The sequence below is a fragment of the Serratia sp. BFP-2025 genome, from assembly GCF_050880365.1.
Lineage (GTDB): Bacteria > Pseudomonadota > Gammaproteobacteria > Enterobacterales > Enterobacteriaceae > Serratia > Serratia surfactantfaciens.
The window spans coordinates 409,401-428,083 of sequence record NZ_JBPAFV010000001.1 but is presented as its reverse complement, the minus strand read 5'-3'; the positions used below and the strand labels follow the sequence as shown (position 1 = coordinate 428,083).

The 18,683-nt window shown below is 61.0% G+C and carries 19 protein-coding genes; 3 read left to right on the top strand and 16 right to left on the bottom strand.

Going from position 1 to position 18,683, the window contains the following annotated elements:
- Positions 1-3: 3 nt before the first annotated feature.
- Complete coding sequence (gene aroC / locus ACRAWE_RS02070; protein ID WP_019453775.1) at positions 4-1,089, bottom strand: chorismate synthase; 1,086 nt, start codon at positions 1,087-1,089, stop codon at positions 4-6.
- Between the two features lie 64 nt (positions 1,090-1,153).
- A complete protein-coding gene (gene prmB, locus ACRAWE_RS02065; protein ID WP_025160157.1) occupies positions 1,154-2,086 on the bottom strand; it encodes a 50S ribosomal protein L3 N(5)-glutamine methyltransferase in 933 nt (310 codons plus the stop codon).
- A 170-nt stretch (positions 2,087-2,256) separates the two neighbouring features.
- Between prmB and smrB the strand changes: the two genes are divergently transcribed.
- Entirely contained in the window at positions 2,257-2,787 is a 531-nt protein-coding gene (gene smrB / locus ACRAWE_RS02060; protein ID WP_019453777.1) for an endonuclease SmrB, read from the top strand.
- 66 nt (positions 2,788-2,853) lie between these two features.
- Here the strand turns inward: smrB and sixA are convergent, their stop codons facing one another.
- The 4 genes from sixA to ACRAWE_RS02040 form a co-directional block, all read right to left on the bottom strand.
- Positions 2,854-3,336, bottom strand: a complete 483-nt coding sequence (gene sixA / locus ACRAWE_RS02055; protein ID WP_004936230.1) for a phosphohistidine phosphatase SixA — start codon at positions 3,334-3,336, stop codon at positions 2,854-2,856.
- Positions 3,337-3,725: 389 nt separating this feature from the next.
- Positions 3,726-5,891: a fatty acid oxidation complex subunit alpha FadJ gene (fadJ, locus tag ACRAWE_RS02050; protein ID WP_019453779.1), complete on the bottom strand. Its 2,166-nt coding sequence runs from the start codon at positions 5,889-5,891 to the stop codon at positions 3,726-3,728.
- Positions 5,891-7,201 (bottom strand): acetyl-CoA C-acyltransferase FadI, encoded by a 1,311-nt coding sequence (gene fadI, locus ACRAWE_RS02045; RefSeq protein WP_432524603.1) that lies wholly within the window; start codon positions 7,199-7,201, stop codon positions 5,891-5,893. Before fadI ends, fadJ begins: the two co-directional genes overlap by 1 nt.
- A gap of 195 nt (positions 7,202-7,396) precedes the next feature.
- Positions 7,397-7,693, bottom strand: a complete 297-nt coding sequence (locus ACRAWE_RS02040) for a YfcZ/YiiS family protein (RefSeq protein WP_072145088.1) — start codon at positions 7,691-7,693, stop codon at positions 7,397-7,399.
- A 405-nt stretch (positions 7,694-8,098) separates the two neighbouring features.
- On the opposite strand from ACRAWE_RS02040, the gene fadL reads away from it, so the two are divergent.
- The gene (gene fadL, locus ACRAWE_RS02035; RefSeq protein ID WP_025160155.1) at positions 8,099-9,439 is read left to right on the top strand and encodes a long-chain fatty acid transporter FadL; all 1,341 of its coding nucleotides are present in this window, start codon (positions 8,099-8,101) and stop codon (positions 9,437-9,439) included.
- 113 nt (positions 9,440-9,552) lie between these two features.
- On the opposite strand, the gene mlaA is transcribed toward fadL, so the two are convergent.
- The 10 genes from mlaA to ccmA form a co-directional block, all read right to left on the bottom strand.
- Positions 9,553-10,311, bottom strand: coding sequence for a phospholipid-binding lipoprotein MlaA (gene mlaA, locus ACRAWE_RS02030; protein WP_019453783.1), 759 nt, complete (start codon positions 10,309-10,311; stop codon positions 9,553-9,555).
- A 28-nt stretch (positions 10,312-10,339) separates the two neighbouring features.
- On the bottom strand, positions 10,340-11,557 hold the full coding sequence (ccmI, locus tag ACRAWE_RS02025; RefSeq protein ID WP_063919798.1) for a c-type cytochrome biogenesis protein CcmI: 1,218 nt from the start codon (positions 11,555-11,557) through the stop codon (positions 10,340-10,342).
- A complete protein-coding gene (locus ACRAWE_RS02020; RefSeq protein ID WP_019453785.1) occupies positions 11,557-12,024 on the bottom strand; it encodes a cytochrome c-type biogenesis protein in 468 nt (155 codons plus the stop codon). Before ACRAWE_RS02020 ends, ccmI begins: the two co-directional genes overlap by 1 nt.
- The gene (locus ACRAWE_RS02015; protein ID WP_019453786.1) at positions 12,021-12,572 is read right to left on the bottom strand and encodes a DsbE family thiol:disulfide interchange protein; all 552 of its coding nucleotides are present in this window, start codon (positions 12,570-12,572) and stop codon (positions 12,021-12,023) included. Before ACRAWE_RS02015 ends, ACRAWE_RS02020 begins: the two co-directional genes overlap by 4 nt.
- Positions 12,569-14,539, bottom strand: a complete 1,971-nt coding sequence (locus ACRAWE_RS02010) for a heme lyase CcmF/NrfE family subunit (RefSeq protein WP_432524599.1) — start codon at positions 14,537-14,539, stop codon at positions 12,569-12,571. The genes ACRAWE_RS02015 and ACRAWE_RS02010 overlap by 4 nt, the downstream gene beginning before the upstream one ends.
- A complete protein-coding gene (gene ccmE / locus ACRAWE_RS02005; protein ID WP_019453788.1) occupies positions 14,536-15,030 on the bottom strand; it encodes a cytochrome c maturation protein CcmE in 495 nt (164 codons plus the stop codon). The genes ACRAWE_RS02010 and ccmE overlap by 4 nt, the downstream gene beginning before the upstream one ends.
- Entirely contained in the window at positions 15,027-15,263 is a 237-nt protein-coding gene (ccmD, locus tag ACRAWE_RS02000) for a heme exporter protein CcmD (protein WP_004936267.1), read from the bottom strand. Before ccmD ends, ccmE begins: the two co-directional genes overlap by 4 nt.
- Positions 15,260-15,997: a heme ABC transporter permease gene (locus ACRAWE_RS01995; RefSeq protein ID WP_019453789.1), complete on the bottom strand. Its 738-nt coding sequence runs from the start codon at positions 15,995-15,997 to the stop codon at positions 15,260-15,262. Before ACRAWE_RS01995 ends, ccmD begins: the two co-directional genes overlap by 4 nt.
- 120 nt (positions 15,998-16,117) lie before the next feature.
- Positions 16,118-16,777, bottom strand: a complete 660-nt coding sequence (gene ccmB, locus ACRAWE_RS01990; protein WP_019453790.1) for a heme exporter protein CcmB — start codon at positions 16,775-16,777, stop codon at positions 16,118-16,120.
- Positions 16,777-17,409 carry a cytochrome c biogenesis heme-transporting ATPase CcmA gene (ccmA, locus tag ACRAWE_RS01985; RefSeq protein WP_063919803.1) on the bottom strand — a complete coding sequence of 211 codons (633 nt, stop codon included), beginning with the start codon at positions 17,407-17,409 and terminating at the stop codon, positions 16,777-16,779. Before ccmA ends, ccmB begins: the two co-directional genes overlap by 1 nt.
- Positions 17,410-17,638: 229 nt before the next feature.
- Between ccmA and ACRAWE_RS01980 the strand changes: the two genes are divergently transcribed.
- Positions 17,639-18,565 carry a formate/nitrite transporter family protein gene (locus ACRAWE_RS01980; RefSeq protein ID WP_019453792.1) on the top strand — a complete coding sequence of 309 codons (927 nt, stop codon included), beginning with the start codon at positions 17,639-17,641 and terminating at the stop codon, positions 18,563-18,565.
- Positions 18,566-18,683 lie beyond the last annotated feature (118 nt).

Genomic DNA, 18,683 nt, shown 5'->3' with positions numbered 1-18,683 from the left:
CGATTACCAGCGAGGCACGTCGGAAACCACATCACCGTTTTGCGCGCGCTGGCGCAGCAGGTGATCCATCAATACGATCGCCATCATCGCTTCGGCGATCGGCACGGCGCGGATGCCCACGCACGGATCGTGGCGGCCACGGGTGACCATTTCCACCGCTTCGCCCTGGCGATTGATAGTGCGACCCGGCACCATGATGCTGGAGGTCGGCTTCAGCGCCAGATGCGCGATCACCGGTTGGCCGCTGCTGATACCGCCGAGAATGCCGCCGGCGTGGTTGCTCTGGAAGCCTTCCGGGGTGATTTCGTCGCGGTTTTCGCTGCCGCGCTTGGTCACCACGGCGAACCCGTCGCCGATCTCCACGCCTTTCACCGCGTTGATGCTCATCAGCGCGTGCGCCAGATCGGCGTCGAGGCGGTCAAACACCGGCTCGCCCAGGCCAACCGGCACATTTTCGGCAATCACGCTGACCTTGGCACCGATGGAGTCACCCTCTTTTTTCAGCGCGCGCATCAGTTCATCCAGCGCTTCCAGCTTGTCCGGATCCGGGCAGAAGAACGGGTTCTGTTCGACCTGCTCCCAATCTTTCAGCTCGCAGGTCACGTCGCCGATCTGCGCCAGATAGCCGCGCACCTGCACGCCGAATTTCTGCTGCAGGTATTTCTTGGCGATAGCGCCCGCCGCGACGCGCATGGCGGTTTCACGCGCCGAAGAACGGCCGCCGCCGCGATAGTCGCGCAGACCGTATTTCTGTTCGTAGGTGTAGTCGGCATGCCCTGGACGGAACACGTCTTTGATGGCGCTGTAGTCTTGCGAGCGCTGATCGGTGTTCTCAATGATCAGACCGATGCTGGTACCGGTGGTCACGCCTTCGAATACGCCGGAGAGAATGCGCACCTGATCCGGTTCGCGGCGCTGGGTGGTGTAACGCGAGGTGCCCGGACGACGGCGGTCCAGATCGTGTTGCAAATCGGCTTCGGTGAGCGGAATGCCGGGCGGCACGCCATCGACGATACAACCCAGCGCCACCCCGTGAGATTCACCGAAGGTGGTGACGCGGAAAATCTGCCCAATACTGTTTCCTGCCATCACGGCTCCTTACCGTTAGTCTTTTATCGTTATGAGGCCCGCCGTGCGGGCCTGGAAATGCGGCTTAGCTGCGATAGAGGCTGAAGTGATCCTTGCAATCCACCAGCTGCTGTTTGGTCAGCATGAACACGCCGTCGCCGCCGTTTTCGAACTCCAGCCAGGTGAACGGAATGTCCGGATATTGTTCCATCAGATGTACCATGCTGTTGCCCACTTCACAAATCAGCACGCCGTCGTCGGTCAGGTAGTCCGGCGCGCAGGCCAGAATGCGGCGCACCAGCTTCAGGCCGTCGCTGCCTGCAGCCAGGCCCAGTTCCGGTTCGAAGCGGAACTCCTGCGGCAGATCGGACATGTCTTCCGCATCGACGTACGGCGGGTTGGTGACGATCAGATCGTACTGGATCGCGGGAACGTCGCGGAACAGATCGGAACGGATCGGGATCACCTGGTGTTCGACGCCGTGCGCCTGAATATTGCGCTCGGTCACCGCCAGCACCTCGCTGGAGATGTCCACCGCGTCCACTTCCGCTTCCGGGAAGGCGTAGCCGCAGGCGATGGCGATGCAGCCGCTGCCGGTGCACATGTCGAGAATATGGCGCGGCGGATGCGGGATCAGCGCGCTGAAACGATCGTTGATCAACTCACCGATCGGCGAACGCGGCACCAGCACGCGCTCGTCGACGTAAAATTCCATGCCGCAGAACCAGGCCTTGTTGGTCAGATAGGCGACCGGAATGCGCTCGTTGACGCGGCGGATCACGCGCTCAACGATGCGATGGCGCTCGCTGGAGGTCAGACGGGCGGTGTGCATGTCCTCCGGAATGTCCAACGGCAGGAACAGGCTTGGCAGCACCAATTGCACCGCTTCGTCCCACGGATTGTCGGTTCCGTGACCATAATAGATATTGGCGGCGTTGAAGCGGCTTACCGTCCAGCGCAGCATATCTTGAATGGTGTGCAGTTCGTTCACTGCTTCGTCGACGAAAATTTTGTCCAATTTGCCCTCCGGCAGGCGCTGTGTTTCATGATTTAGCCGCATAGTTTGCCATGAAGCCCGCGACAAATCACGCTCGCCCCTCGCGCTTTTCACTCTGGCCCGAGTTTTGCGTCGACAGCGCTCATTCACAAGGTAAACTAGCGAAATAAACGATTTCCGGTGAATGAAGCATGAAGAACAAGCCCCCTCTGAGCAAAGACGAACAACAGCTCTTCAGAGAGTCGGTGGCGGGCGCAAAAAAACTGCGCCAGGACACCATCGTCCACCGCCCGCCGAAGCCCAAGATCAAACAAATTGCGCCGCAGCGGCTGCTGCAGGAGCAGGTCGATGCCAGCTATTATTTTTCAGATGAATACCAGCCGCAGCTGGAAGAGGAAGGCCCGACGCGCTACGTGCGCCCCGGCAGCAGCCCGTATGAGCTGAAGAAGCTGCGACGCGGCGATTATTCGCCGGAGCTGTTTCTGGATTTGCACGGCCTGACCCAGCTGCAGGCCAAGCAGGAACTGGGGGCGCTGATCGCCGCCTGCAAGCGCGAGCACGTGCACTGCGCCTGTGTGATGCACGGGCACGGCAAACATATCCTCAAACAGCAAACGCCGCTGTGGCTGGCGCAGCACCCCGACGTGCTGGCGTTCCATCAGGCGCCGAAGGAATGGGGCGGCAATGCCGCCATCCTGCTGCTGGTGGAGCTGGCGGAATAGCGCTGCGCAGAAACGACTCAGGGCGATGTCAGACATCGCCCTGAGTTTATTTTCGCACCGCGCGGCTCAGACCTTGGCCATTACCTGCGATGGGCTGACTTGCCATTCAAACTTGCCGTAGCTGCCGTCCGCCGGCAGATCGACGTTGGCGATCGCCGAGGTCGCGAACATCGGCGGGCACTCGCCCGGGCACAGTTCGGCCACCAGATACCCCACCAACGGCAGGTGCGACACGATAAGCACCGAGCTCACCCCTTGCATCGCCAGCGCCTGCAGATAGCTGCCGACCTGTTCGGCGTTGCCGCCCGGGGTCAGCTCGGGCAGCACTTCTTCGCCCTCCGGCAGCGTCAAGGCTTCACGCACCGTCGCCAGCGTCTGTTCGGCCCGCAGATAAGGGCTGACCAGCACGCGTTCAATATCCACAGACTTGGTGTTCAACCAGGCCGCCATCTGACGGGACTCGTCGCGGCCGCACAGGGTAAGGGGCCTTACCGCATCGCTGGCTGCCTCGAGCGCCGCCTCTCCGTGACGCATAATCAAAACTTGCATATTGCACCGCTGTTGTTGACAAAGTAACGCTATACAGAAACGCCGTGCGTGCTGTACCGCCGAGTTTTACAACCCCAAAGCCAAAGCTTTAAAACGATAACGCGCCGTCTCTTTATGGCGGCCGGGCATTTTGCCTGAAAGTTTGCCTAAAGAAAATGCTGTTTTTTACAGCAACCCTCCCCTGGCAAACCCTGATTGCTCACAGAACAATCAATTCAACGGGTTAAATTTTAACCTCGCCGCCATGAAATTTATTGATGGCGGTCAAGCTAACTTACCGCTGCCGCAGCCATGCTGTACAGCCTCACCGGCTGACGCTGTTGCAAGGAGTGATGGCGATCACAATGCGGCCCTGTTGCAACTATAGTGCAAATCGGGCCGCCCTGCGTTCAGCTCCCCAACGGGTAAAAACGCTCGCCCTGTTGCGCCATGCGCTGCAGGCGTTCACACGGAGTAAAGTGCTCGCCGTGCTGCTGGCGCAGGTATTCCAGCGTCTTCACCACCTTCTCGGCGCCGAGCTCGTCCATATAGCGGAATGGGCCGCCGAGGAACGGCGGGAAGCCGATGCCGAACACCGCACCGATGTCGCCATCGCGCGCGCTGCGGATCACGCCTTCCTCCAGGCAGCGCGCCGCTTCATTCAGCATCATCATCACGCAGCGCTGGGCGATGGTCGCCGGCAGCATATGCGCCTTCGGCGTGACGCCGAGCAGCGAATACAAAGAGGTATCCGCACGTTTACGCCGCTGCCGCTGCTGCCCCTCGCTCGGGTAGAGATAGAAGCCGCGGCCGTTCTTGCGCCCTTTGCGCCCGTCTTTCAGCACCGCATCGAACGCGGCCGGTGCCGCGAAACGCGGTCCCAGCGCCTCGACCAGTACCGGAATGATTTTGGTGCCGACGTCGATGCCCACTTCGTCCAACAACGTGATCGGGCCGACCGGGAAACCGAAATCCACCAGTGCCTTGTCCAGCGATTCCATCGGCTCGCCTTCCAGCAGGCAGCGCGCCGCTTCGTTGATGTACGGCGCCAGGATGCGGTTGACATAAAAACCGGCGCTGTCGCCCACCACGATGGCGGTCTTGCCCTGCTTGTGCGCCAACGCCACGGTAGTGGCGATGGTCTCTTCACTGGTACCGGCATGCGGGATCACTTCCACCAGCGGCATTTTGTCCACCGGGCTGAAGTAGTGCAGACCGATCACCTGCTGCGGCCGCTGGGCTTTCTCGGCGATGAGGCCGATAGGCAGCGAGGAGGTATTGGAGGCGAATACGGTATGCGGCGCACAGTGCGCTTCGACTTCGGCCACCATCTGCTGCTTCAGCGCCAGATCCTCAAACACCGCCTCGACCACGATATCCGCCTGCTCAAAGCCGGTGTAATCGGTAGAGCCGGAGATCAGCATCATCTGCTTTTGCCGCTCCGCCGGACGCATGCGCTTGCTGCGCACCCGCTTGCCGAGCACATCCCAGCTGTATTTCAGCGCGTGATTGATGCCGGTTTCATTGATGTCTTTGATGCGCACCGGCAACCCGCCGCGCGTGGCGGTAACGCAGGCGATGCCGCCGCCCATCAGGCCGCCGCCGAGAATGCCGACGCGATGCAGGGTGTGCGGCCTGGCATTGCCGCCCCGTTCTTTTTTCAGCGCGGTGGAAGCGAAGAACAGGCTGCGCAGCGCCGCCGACTGCGGCGTCATCGCCAATTCGCCGAAGGCGCGCGCTTCGGCCTCATAGCCGCTGGCGCTGCCGTGATCCAGCCCGGTGCGCACCACCTGAATGATGCGCTCCGCCGCCGGGTAGTTGCCATGCGTTTTCGCCAACGTTTTCTTGCGCACTATGCTGAACAGCAGGTTTCTGCCCAGCGGGCCGTTGAGCAGGCGATCCTGCCACGGCAGCTCGCGCTGATGCTTCCAGCCCTGCTTCACCCGCTCGATAGCGGTCTGCAACAAAATCGACGGCGGCACGGCGTCGTCCACCAGCCCCATGCGCAGCGCCTGGCGGGCGCGAATGTGCTTGCCGGTCAGGATCATATCCAGCGCCTTGGCGGCGCCGATCAGACGCGGCAGACGTTGAGTGCCGCCGGAGCCCGGCAGCAGACCCAGCTGCACTTCCGGCAGACCGAGCGCGGTTTTGTCATCCAGCGAACAGACGCGGCCGTGGCAGGCCAGCGCCAGCTCCAGGCCGCCGCCCAGGCAGGCGCCGTGAATAGCCGCCACCACCGGCACTGGAAAAGCGGCGATCTGCGCCAGCGTGCTCTGCCCTTTTTTGGCCAGCGTCTCCGCCTCTTTGGCGCTGGCGCAGGCGGCGATCATGGTGATGTCGGCGCCGGCGATAAACGAGTCCGGCTTGCCGGAAACGATCACCAGCCCTTCCAGCGCGGTATGCTGCTGCGCCCGGATCAGCACGTCGTTGACCTGTTCGACGAACTCGGCCTTGAGCGTATTGACCTTGTCACCCGGCACGTCGATGGTGATCACGCCGATGTTGTCGGGGCGAATCGTCAGCTGAAAAGCCGACGGCGTGGCGCGCTGTTCGTGCAATGCGTTCTCGAAGCTCATTATTCCACCTCCACGATCATCGCGGCCCCTAACCCGCCGGCGGCGCAGGCGGTGGTCAGGCCCAGCCCGCCGCCGCGACGTTTCAGCTCATGCAGCGTCTGGGTGATCATCCGCGCGCCGGTGGCGGCGAACGGGTGGCCATAGGCGATAGAACCGCCCAACACGTTGAATTTGTCCATATCCACCTCACCGATCGCCTGGCTGCGGCCAAGCTTCTCGCGAGCGAACGCTTCGCTGGCGAACATCTTCAGGTTAGCCAGCGTTTGCGCGGCGAAGGCTTCATGCATGTCGATGAGCGTCAGATCCACCAGACCGATGCCGGCGCGATCCAGCGCCAGCGGCGTGGCGTAGGAGGGCCCCAGCAGCATGTCTTCCCACACGTCGATGGCGGCGAAGGCGAAGCTGCGCAAATAGCCCAGCGGCTGCAGCCCCAGCTCTTTGGCGCGCGATTCGCTCATCATCAATACCGCCGCCGCGCCGTCGGTCAGCGGCGTACTGTTGGCCGCGGTGACGCTGCCATGCTTGCGATCGAACGCCGGCTTCAGCTTGGCGTAGGAAGCCAGGCTGGAGTCTTTGCGGATGTTGTTGTCTTCAGAAAGCTGCGCGCGGTAAGGCGGCACGTAGGCGGTCATCACCTCGTCGCGCAGCCAGCCCTCTCGCCAGGCCTTGGCCGCCAGCTCGTGGGAACGGTGCGCCAGCGCATCCTGCGCTTCACGGGTGATGCCGTGGCTTTTCGCCATCTGTTCGGCGGTATCGCCCATGCGCAGGCCGGTGGAATACTCCGCCACCGCCGGCGGCACCGGCATCAGATCGCGGAATTTAAGCCGGCTGAACAGCTTGAGGCGCTGCGACAGCGTGCGCGCCTTGTTGACGTCCACCAACGTGCGCGCCAGCGCTTTGCTGACGCCGATCGGCAAGACGGAAGAAGAGTCGGCCCCGCCGGCGATGCCGACGCTGATGCTGCCGGCCATGATGCTCTCCGCCACGTTGGCGATCGCCTGGAAACTGGTGGCGCAGGCGCGCGACACGCTGTAGGCGTCGGTGTGGACGCTCATGCCGGTGCCGAGCACGATTTCACGCGCGATGTTCGGCGCCTCGGGCATTTGTACCACCTGGCCGAACACCAGTTGCTCGATAAGCTGCGGATCGATACCGCTGCGCGCCAACAGCTCGCTCACCGCCGTTTTCCCTAAATCCACCGCCGGAATGCCGTGATAGGCGGTCGCCTGTTTGGCAAAAGGGGTACGCAGTCCATTCACAATCGCAATGCGGTCACCATGACGGGTCACCAACGGCAGTGCCTTACTCATAAATGCTCCTGAAGAAAATAACGTCAGCGCAATGGGCAGAAAGAGGTCTGACCTGATGAGGTCATTGTTAACCAAACGGTTACATTTGGCAAACCGGCAGAGATCAAAACTGCGAGCAGGCGCACTTTCTACAGGAGGGGATACGGGAAAGGAAATCCCCGGCGCGCAACAGGCGGCGCCGGGGGTAAAGCGGGATTAACGCAGGCCGAGCTGGAAGATCAGGGTTTCCGCCTGGCAGGCGAAGGTGAAATCGGCCTCCAACTGCACGCCGCCGTCAACCGGTTTAATGCTACTGCTGATGTCACAAGGGTCGGATTCGACCGCGCGCGCCTTTTCGCTCAGGGCCGCCAACATCGCCTCCGCATCTTGTTGATTGCTGAACACTTGGCTGTAGGATGCGGTGCAATCGGTATTATCCATCACGGTGCCGACATCCACACAGCAGCAGGCTGCGGTTTCCTGGGCGCTGCATTTATTAATTGCATCTGACATGATTGGTTCTCCTCAAGGGCCTCTGTTATCAGCCCAAATTGCCGTTTTACTCACCGGCACAAAGCCACAAAATTCTGCGGGTATTTTACTCCTCCGCGCAGGCAATCACTAGCACTTACTTTTACTGGGTGTTTTAAGTGATGGAAATCACAAATAAAAATGAGCGTCTGCTAAGGAATAGTAAGAATTTTGTTATTTACCGCTGGCTTTTTGTTAAGCGGATCTCTTTTTTGATATCAGGTTAGAAATATTTCAAAAACAAACTTGCAACATCTTCACAGGTCAGACCTATACTTCAGCCACTGGTCTGATTTGTCTGAACGATAACGGACCCTACAATCCCGCGCTCCTTGTTACTTCGTGTAACAATAGTTTAAATAATAAACACATAATGAGGTTTTGGTCATGAGCCAGAAAAACCTATTGACTAAATCAGCTCTCGCAGCTGCAGTGGCAATTATTTCTTCAAACGTGTCTGCCGCAGGATTCCAGCTGAACGAGTTCTCAGCAGCTGGTTTAGGACGTTCGTATTCTGGCGAAGGCGCCATGGCGGATACGGCGGCCTCCGCGAGCCGCAACCCGGCATTGTTGATGATGTATACCCGCCCGGAACTCTCCATCGGCGCGGTCTTCATCGATCCAGACGTAGACATCACCGGCAAATCTCCTTCCGGTGCCAGCCTGGATGCGAAAAACATCGCGCCAACCGCCTGGGTGCCGAACCTGCATTACGTTCACCCGATTAACGATCAGTTCGCCGTAGGCGGCTCTGTCACCAGCAACTACGGCCTGGCGACCGAATTCAACGACGGCTACACCGCGGGCGCTTACGGCGGTAAAACCGATCTGGAAACCCTGAACCTGAACCTGAGCGGCGCTTACCGCCTGGATCAACATTTCAGCTTCGGCCTGGGCTTTGATGCCGTCTACGCCAGAGCCAAACTGGAACGCTACGCTGGTGAATTGCCGAAGCTGCTTGCCGGTCAAGGCCTGCAAACCGGTAAATTAACGCCTCAGCAAGCCGGGATGATCGCTCAAATCCCTGGCGACACCCAGATTTCTCACCTGAAAGGCGATAAATGGGGCTTCGGCTGGAACGCCGGCCTGCTGTACGAAGTGGATGAAAACAACCGTTACGGCTTCACCTATCGCTCTGAAGTGAAAATCAAGTTCGACGGTGACTACAAGAGCAGCCTGCCGGCACAGTACAACCCAATTACCCAGGCGCTGGGCGTGGGCTTACCGTGGGGCACCAGCGGCAGCACCATCCCAGGTTCTCTGGATCTGAACCTGCCGGAAATGTGGGAACTGTCCGGTTACAACAAAGTGGCACCGCAGTGGGCCATCCACTACAGCCTGGCCTACACCAGCTGGAGTCAGTTCCAGGAGCTGAGAGCCACCGGCAGCAACGGTCAAACGCTGTTCCAGAAGCATGAAGGCTTCCGCGACGCTTACCGCATCGCGCTGGGTACCACTTACTTCTACGACGACAACTGGACCTTCCGCGGCGGCGTTGCCTTCGATGACAGCCCGGTGCCGGCACAGAACCGTTCCATCTCCATTCCGGATCAGGACCGCTTCTGGGTCAGCGCAGGTACCTCTTATGCGTTCAACAAAGACGCTTCGGTTGACGTCGGCGTGTCCTACATGCACGGCCAGAAAGTCACCATCAACGAAGGCCCTTACACCTTCAACTCGGTGGGCAAGGCCTGGCTGTACGGCGCCAACTTCAACTACCGCTTCTAATCTCGCTTGAGAAAGATGCCAAAGCGCCCTACGGGGCGCTTTTTCTTTGCCTGCCGCTCGCGGCATAAAAAAACCCGCCTGATGGCGGGTTTTCTTTGGCATAAGGCCAGAGATTACTGCGAGTCGATCTCGTCCAACTCGCCCTGAATCGCCTTGGCGTTCGGGTTCTCTTCCGGCTTGAGCGAACCGCCGTTAGCGATGAAATCGTGGCGCTGGAAGTAAGCCTCGCGCACCATGACATAAGGATCGGAGGAGTTGCGCAGCAGGCCGTCGGAATCCAGCAGTTGGGCGCGAGTTTCGATACCCTCGACCACCCATTTGCCCGCCGACATCCAGAAGGTCAGGTAGCTCAGCATCGGATACAGCGTATCCGCAAAATCACCGCCGTCTTCACGCAGCGTGAAGCTGCCGTAGCCAGGCAACATCACATACGGACCGTAACCCACATCGTAATGGCCCAAGGTGCTGCCGAAACGGTTCGGCTCTTCGCGCGCCAGTTTCGGGTTGGCCATGCCGGCCACGTCGATCAGGCCGCCCATGCCAAGCAGGGTATTCAGGAAGAAACGGTTGAAGTGGATCATCCCACGGTAAGGATCGCCCTTCAGGAAGGCGTTGACCATGCTGGCCGGTTCTTCCAGGTTGGAGGTGAAGTTGCTGATGCCGTTACGCGCCGGCATCGGCACATAGTCGCGCCACGCCACCGCGACCGGGCGCAGGATATAAGGATCCAGGACGTTGTAGTTGAAGTCGAACATCGTCCGGTTAAATCCTTCCAGCGGATCGGAACGCCCTTGCGGCTCGTTGTCTGGCGCGCTGGCACAGCCCACCAGTAATACCGTTGCGAATGCCACCCCAGTCAGGCGAAAATTCATATTTTTCTCCATAAAAACACGTTCGGTCTTATTTTTCAGGGACCTGCTTGTTTATCTGAACGCTAACCTGCTCTTTACCGCTGAATGTCTGCAGCGAGCTTTCGCCGAACCAGTCTCCCGGCTGCGGCGTGGCCAATCCGTCCTGTGAGAGGCGCACACGCACCTGCACCTGATGCTGCGCCGAGAGTAGACGCTCGGGCATCATGGCGTTGCTGTCATCCAGAGAGAAAGACAGCGGAAAACGGCTCAGCGGCAATTGTTTTACCGCCACCGGCACCGGGCTGACGCCGTCGGTGACCGAGATGACCAGCGTGCCCTGCGGCGGCATGGCTTTCGCCGCCTGCGGTGACAGCGAAACGGTCACATTCAGTTTAACAGTTTCTCCGCCTGCCTGGGCTTTTGCTTGTGCAATGCTGCGCTTTATCACTTCCGCGCGCGGATCGTTGGCCGGCAGAAGCTGCAACATCACCTGCCAGGCGCCGATCGCCTGCTTGAAATCGCCCTGTTCGAAGGCATTGAACGCCAGCAGGCTCAGCACCCGCGGATCGCTGTGATTTTCCGCGAGCATGCGCCGCAACAGCTTCGTCGCCTGCTTGTTATCCTCCGGATCGTTGGAGCGAGTCAAGACCTCGGCATAGCCGAGCCGCACTTCCAGACTATTCGGATCCAATTGATAAGCATGGGCAAATGCCTGCGTGGCGGTGGTGGCGTTGTTCAGCGCCATACCGACGCGCCCCAGCATCATCCAGTCGTTGATGTTGCGATCGTCCTGCTGCAGCTCGGTGCGCAGCCCCAGCCCAAGACGGGCGATCTCTTCCATGCTCAGCGGTTTGGCGCGTTCATTGGCGACGCGCTCGCGCAATTCCGGCATTTGCGCCTGCACCAGACGCCAATCCAGCACCTGCGCCAGCCCGCCGGTTTTCAGATAAAAGCCAACCGTCACCACCAACAATAACAGCACGCCCGGCACCAGCGCCCAGCGGTTGATCGGCTTCGCCTGCAGCGCTTGCTGCTCGGCGGGAATGTCGTACAACAGGTTCTGCTGCAGCTCTTTCACCAGCTCCGGGCGCTCGGCCACTACACCCTGCTGCTCATCCTGCTCCAGTTCGCTGAGGCGATCCTGATAAAACGCCTTGTTCAACGCATCGCGCGTGGCGGCGCTCTGCTTGCCGCGGCGCATCGCCGGCACCACCAGCGTTGCTGCGGCGCCGGCCAGCAACGCGCAAATAATCAGCCAAAAAGCCATTAGGGTTTCTTCCTGTCAGTCTCTTGCAACAGCGCCGCCAGGCGCTGCCGTTCCCGTTCGGAGAATTCATCGTCTGCCGCTGCACCGGGCCGGCGACGGGTGCGCAGGATCACCACCGCCCCGCCGATCAACACAAACAGCAGCGGGCCGATCCACAAGATCAGCGTCGCCGGCGTTACCGGCGGTTCGTAGGTGACGAAGTTGCCGTAACGCGCCACCATGTAATCGATGATCTGCTGCTTGCTTTGCCCCTGCATCATCAGCTCATACACCTTGGTGCGCATGTCGGCGGCGATGATGGCGTTGGAATCGGCAATGCTGTTGTTTTGGCATTTCGGGCAGCGCAGTTGTTCGGTCAACTCGCGATACTGCTGCTCCTGCTCGACGGAGTTAAAGCGATAGGTATCGATCGCCGCAGCGGCGCTCCAGCTCAGCAACGCGGCGCACAGCAGGACAATCAGCCTCATGCTTCACCCCCGTATTTTTTATACAGCGGCAACACTTCCTGCTGCCAGACGCGCTCGTTCATGTCGCCGGCGTGGCGATAGCGAATAATCCCCTGGCCGTCGATAAGGAAGGTCTCAGGCGCGCCGTACACCCCGAGATCCAAGCCCAGCATGCCGTCGCCGTCATACAGGCTGAGGGCATAGGGATTGCCGAGGGAATTGAGCCAGATCACCGCCTTGGCGCGATCGTCTTTGTAATTCAAGCCGACCACCCGTACACCGCGCGCCGCCAGCGTATTGAGGTACTGGTGCTCCGCGCGGCAGGTCGGGCACCAAGTGGCCCAGACGTTGAGCAATATCGGCTTACCGTCGCGCAGCACCGCCTGATCGTAGGTTTTGCCTGGCTGATCCAGAGATTCCAGCCTGAAGGTCGGCACCGGCTTGCCGATCAGCGCCGATTCCAGCATGGTCGGATCTTCGCCGCCGGCGTTGCGCGTCAGCTGCACCATCAGCGCCGCCACCAGCAGCAGAAACAGCACCAGGGGGATAAACAGCAGCTTACGCTTCATGGTTGCGCCTCCAGCTTGCCTTCGCGTTTGAGCTTTTTACTCATGCGGTAACGCGGATCGAGAATGCACAGCAGGCCGCCGATCGCCATAAAGACGCCGCCGAACCAGATCCAGCGCACGAAGGGTTTGTAATACAGACGCACCGCCCAGGAGCCGTCTTCCAGCTCCTCGCCCAGCGCCGCGTACAGATCGCGGCTGAAACCGCCGTCGATCGCCGCCTCGGTCATCATGCTGCGCGCCACGCTGTAGTAGCGCTTCTCCGCACGCAGCGTCGCCTCCGGCTTACCGTTGCGCGTGACGTCGATGATGCCGACGCCGCCGCTGTAGTTCGGGCCGCGGATGTCGTGCACATCGCGGAACACAAAGTGGTAGTTGTGGATATCCACGCTGTCGCTGGCCTTCATCCGCACGTCGCGCTCCACGCTGTAATTCTGGCTGAAGGCGATGCCGATCACCGTCACCGCCACGCCGAGGTGGCCGAGCACCATGCCCCAGTGGCTGCGGGACAGCTGGCGCAGGCCGCGCCAGAAACCGTGACGATGGGTAGCGCGCTCATGCAGCTCCATCAGCGTCAGGATGATCACCCACAGCGCCATGATCAGGCCCACCACCGTCATGCCGACGATGCTGTCCTGCAACAGCCACGGCAGCAGGATTGACAGCACCAGCGTCGCCAACAGCGCCACGCCGAGGCGGCGCCACAGCTTGCTCGGCTCATCGCGGCGCCAGCGCACCAGCGGGCCGATGCCCAACAGCAGCGCCAACGGCGCCATCAGCCAGGTGAACATGGTGTTGAAGAACGGCTCACCGATCGAGATGCTGCCCAGCCCCAGCTGTTTGTGCACCAGCGGCAGCAACGTGCCCAGCAGCACCACCAGCATGGCGGCGATCAGCAGCACGTTGTTGCCCAGCAGAAAGGTCTCGCGCGAGAAGGTTTCGTGCTGCACCCGGCTGCGCACCTGGCCGCCTTTGACCGCGTACAACAGCAGCGAGCCGCCGATCACGATCACCAGATAAGCGAGAATAAACATGCCGCGCGCCGGATCGGAGGCGAAGGAGTGCACCGAGACCAGCACGCCTGAGCGCACCAGGAAGGTGCCCAGCAGGCACAGCGAGAAGGCGGTGATCGCCAGCAACACCGTCCAGGCTTTGAACGTGCCGCGTTTTTCGGTCACCGCCAGCGAATGCATCAGCGCGGTGCCGGCCAGCCACGGCATAAAGGAGGCGTTTTCCACCGGATCCCAGAACCACCAGCCGCCCCAACCCAGCTCATAGTAGGCCCAGGCCGATCCGAGCACGATGCCCAGCGTGAGGAACACCCAGGCGGCGGTGGTCCACGGGCGCGACCAGCGCGCCCAGGCGGTATCGAGCCGGCCTGCCATCAGCGAAGCGATGGCGAACGCAAAGGCGACCGAGAAGCCGACATAGCCCATATACAACAGCGGCGGGTGGAAGATCAGGCCGATATCCTGCAGCAGCGGGTTGAGATCGCTGCCGTCGATCGGAAAATTCGGCAGCGTACGGGTGAACGGGTTGGAGGTCATGATGATGAACAGCAGGAAACCGGCGGTGATCATCCCCATCACCGACAGCACCCGCGCCACCGCATCCTGCGGCATCGCCCGGCTGCACAGCGCCACCGCCAGCGACCAACAGCTCAGCAGCAGCACCCACAGCAGCAGCGAACCTTCATGTGCCCCCCAGGTGGCGGCGATGCGGTAATACACCGGCAGTTGGGTATTGGAGTTGGTGGCCACGTAGGCGACGGTAAAATCGTTGACCACGAAGGCGTGCACCAGGCACAGGAACGCCAGCGCAATCGCGGCGAACATGCCGTAGGTCAGCGGCCGCGCCACCGCCATCATGCGGCTGTCCTGCCGCGCCGCGCCCCACTGCGGGTAAATGCTCAGCAGCAGCGCAATCGCCAGCGCCAGGCACAGCAGAAAACTGCCCAGTTCCGGCATCATGACTTGGCACCCTCCGCCTGCGGCGCGCTATACGCCTGCGCCGGCCCTTGGTGGTTCTCTTTCATCGCGTCGGCCACTTCCGGCGGGGTGTATTTCTCATCGTGTTTGGCCAACACTTCGCGCGCGTTGACCACGTTGCCCTCACCCAGCACGCCCTGCGCCACCACGCCCTGCCCTTCGCGGAACAGATCCGGCAGAATGCCGGTGTAGGTCACGCCGATCGCGCCGCGCGCGTCGTAAATCTTGAAGCTGACCTGCAGCGTATTGGGATCGCGCTTCACCGAGCCGGGCATCACCATGCCGCCGATGCGCAGCCGCTGGCCGACTTCGGGCTTCTCATGGTTTTCGCCCTTGCCCTGCAGGATTTCACCCGGGGTGTAGAACAGATCGATGTTGGAGCGCAGCGCGTACAGCATCAGGGTCGCGGTCAGCGCGATGCCGATCAGCACAACGATCGCCAGATAAAGGCGGCTTTTACGACGTGGATTCACAATGATTTCTCCCGCGGTGCGGCGGATTTTTGTTTTGATTGTTGCGCATGGCGAATGCGCCGCTCGCGCGCCTGACGCCGGCCGATCTCGGCGAGCAGTTGCCGCCGCTGCCAGACGGTGTGCGCCACCAGCCCCAACAGCGAAATCAGCGTGGCGGCGACCGCCAGCCAGACATAGAAGGCGTAGCCGCCCATGGCGAAAAACGCCGACCAGGAATCGAACGCGGCGTTCATGACTGACGCTCCTTATTCACCAGCCCGGCGACCCACGGGCGCTGGCGCTCCTGGAACAGGATCAGATTGCGCAGGCGCATCAGCGTCAGCGTGACGAACAGCAACAGGTAGCCGAGGATCGCCCAGCGCAGCGGGGTGCGCATGCTCGGCGCGATGGACTGCTGCATATTGGTCGAGCCCTGATGCAGCGTATTCCACCATTCAACGGAGAAATGGATGATCGGAATATTCACCACGCCCACCAGCACCAGAATGCCGGCGGCGCGGCCCGCCAGGCGGCGGTCTTCGAAGGCATTATACAGCGCGATGACGCCCATATAGAGAAACAGCAGCACCAGTTCGGAGGTCAGACGCGCGTCCCACACCCACCAGGTGCCCCACATCGGCTTGCCCCAGGCAGAGCCGGTCACCAACGCAATAAAGGTGAACACCGCGCCGATCGGCGCCATCGCCGCCACCACGGTATCGGACATTTTCATCTGCCACACCAGGCCGATAAACGCCGCCACCGCCATCGAGGCGTAGATGCCCATCGACCACATGGCCGCCGGCACGTGAATATAAATGATGCGGAAGCTGTCGCCCTGTTGATAGTCTTTCGGCGCGAAACCAAAGCCCCATGCCCAGCCGAGCAGCAGGCAAACCGCCGCCGCCAGCCCCAGCCAGGGGATGAAGCGGCCGCAGACGTGATACAGCCGCTCGGGCCGCGCCAGTTGATGTAACCATTTCCACATTGTCGTCAGTGCTCACGGTAATTTTTGTGCGTCGGCCGCCCCGAGCGATCGAAACGGCGAAAATCTTCTGCGGGGTACGCTCTTGTCGGCCTTGCCCCGTCTGTTCATTCAATCAGTTAGCTAGTGCACGCTCACTCGCAGCGCCGCCGCGGTGGCAAACGGTGCCAATGTCACGCTGCCCGCCAGCATCGCGCCGAGTATCGCCAGATAACCGTCGATCGGCATGCCCATCGAGGCGGCGTCGATCGCGCCGGTGGCGAAGATCAGCACCGGGATATACAGCGGCAGCACCAGCAGGCTGAGCAGCACGCCCCCTTTGCGCAGACCGACGGTCAACCCCACGCCGATAGCGCCTATCAGGCTCAGCGTCGGCGTGCCGAGCAGCAGCGTCCCCGCCACCGCCAGCCAGGTCTGCATATCGAGCGACAGCAGCAGCGCCACCAGCGGCGACAGGATCAGCAACGGTAATCCCGTCACCACCCAGTGAGCACACACTTTGCCCAGCACCGTCATCGGCAGCGGCGTCGGCAGCAGCAACAGCTGCTCCAGCGAACCGTCGAGAAAATCGTCGCGAAACAGCCGCTCCAACGAGAGCAGCGAGGCCAGCAGCGCCGCCACCCACACGATGCCCGGCGCAATGCGCGCCAGCAACTGCGGCTCAGGGCCAATCCCCAACGGGAACAGCGTGATGACGATCAGGAAAAACCACAGCGGGTTGACGATCTCCGAACCTTTACGGCAGGCGATTTTCAATTCGCGACGCAGCAGGGTCAAAAACATCACAAACTCCCCGCGTCGTGTTCCGCCAACCGGATTCTGCCCACCGTTTGGCTGACGCCGGCCAAATCCTGGTGCGTGGTCAACAATACCATGCCGCCCCGCTGCGCATGTTGTTCAAAAAGGCTAATCAACTCGGCCACGCCCTGTTTGTCGATCGCCGTTAGCGGCTCATCGAGGATCCACAGCGGCGCCGCGCTCAGCCACAGGCGCGCCAGCGCCACGCGCCGCTGCTGCCCCGCCGACAGCTGCGCCACCGGCAGATCTTCGTAACCCACCAGCCCCACCTGCTCCAGCGCGCGCCAGATGGCCTGATGATCGGCGACGCCGCGCACCGCTTGATAAAACTGCAGATTTTCGAAGGGCGTCAATACGGCCTTGATGCCGGGCTGGTGGCCGATAAACAACAAGTCTTGCTGGTAGGCTGCACGATCGCGCAACGTGCTGCGCCCGCGCCAGCACACCTCGCCGCCGTCCGGCCGCGCCAGACCGGCGAGAATGCGCAGCAGACTGGTCTTGCCCGCGCCGTTCGGCCCTTCTACCTGAATGATATCGCCCGGCTGAACTGAAAAGCTTAGCTCGCTAAACAGGATGCGCTCATCGCGCACGCAACTCAGACTTTTGGCTTCCAGCATCGGGGAACTCATATTTTTCTTTGGGATAGCGAATCATAGCATAAGCCTTTCCCCGCACGCAGCCCGCAGCGGGCGCGCCAACGGGACAATATGGCGAGCAGGATCAAGAATGCGTGGAAAAAACCGGCGGATTTTAACTCTTGTTACCTTTTTCTGTATTTCGCCGCATTTAGGCCGGGCAGCTACGCTTAATGACGTGAACTCACCCTTATTGAGCAGGAGCGACAGCATGAACGAACAGCAGCGCCAGGAGCACGAGCAGGATGAGACGATGCAGGTAGAGAGCGAAGAGCAGGAACAGGGCAAGCGCGAAATCGAAGTCAGGGAAGAGAATCTGCCGTCGCGCGCGGCGGCGGTACATGAACAGATCCGGATGGAGGGCGAAAAAGAGCTGGAGCGCGACGGGCTGGCGTTGCTGTGGTCGGCAGTCGCCGCCGGGCTGTCGATGGGCGCCTCGCTGGCGGCGAAAGGCATTTTCCACGCCCGTCTGCCGGACGATCCCAGCCGTTTTTTCATCGAGAACCTCGGCTACACCTTCGGTTTTATCATCGTCATCATGGCGCGCCAGCAGCTGTTTACCGAAAACACCGTCACGGCAGTGTTGCCAGTCATGCATAAACCCACGCCGCGTAACCTGCTGATCCTGCTGCGACTGTGGGGCGTGGTGCTGCTCGGCAACCTGATCGGCACCGGGCTGGCGGCGCTGGCGTTTACCCATATGCCGCTGTTCGACACCGAAACACGCGGCGCCTTCATCAGCCTGGGCGAAGAGGTGATACGCCATACGCCGGGAGAAATGTTCGCCAACGGCATTCTGGCCGGCTGGATCATCGCTACCATGGTATGGATGTTCCCGGCCGCCGGCGCGGCGAAAATCTGGGTGATCGTGCTGATGACCTATCTGGTGGCGATTTGCGATTTGACCCATATCGTGGTCGGTTCGGTAGAGATCCTCTATCTGGTGTTCAACGGCGCGATTGGCTGGCGAGAATTCGTTTATCCGTTCGCCTTGCCGACGCTGGCGGGCAATATCATCGGCGGCACCTTTATCTTTGCGCTGATAAGCCATGCGCAAATCCGCAACGATTTGAGCGCAAAAAATAAGGCGGCGCGCCTGCAAGAGGAAAAACGGCGCCACGGCGGGGAAAAACCGTGATCGCCGTCGGTTAGCCGAGGAAATTTCGGCGCGAACTGGCGAGGTATTGAGCAAACGCGCCGCTAAGCGCTTATTCTGCGGGTAAAAAAAGGTATAATGCCCCGGCAGCTTCGGTTGC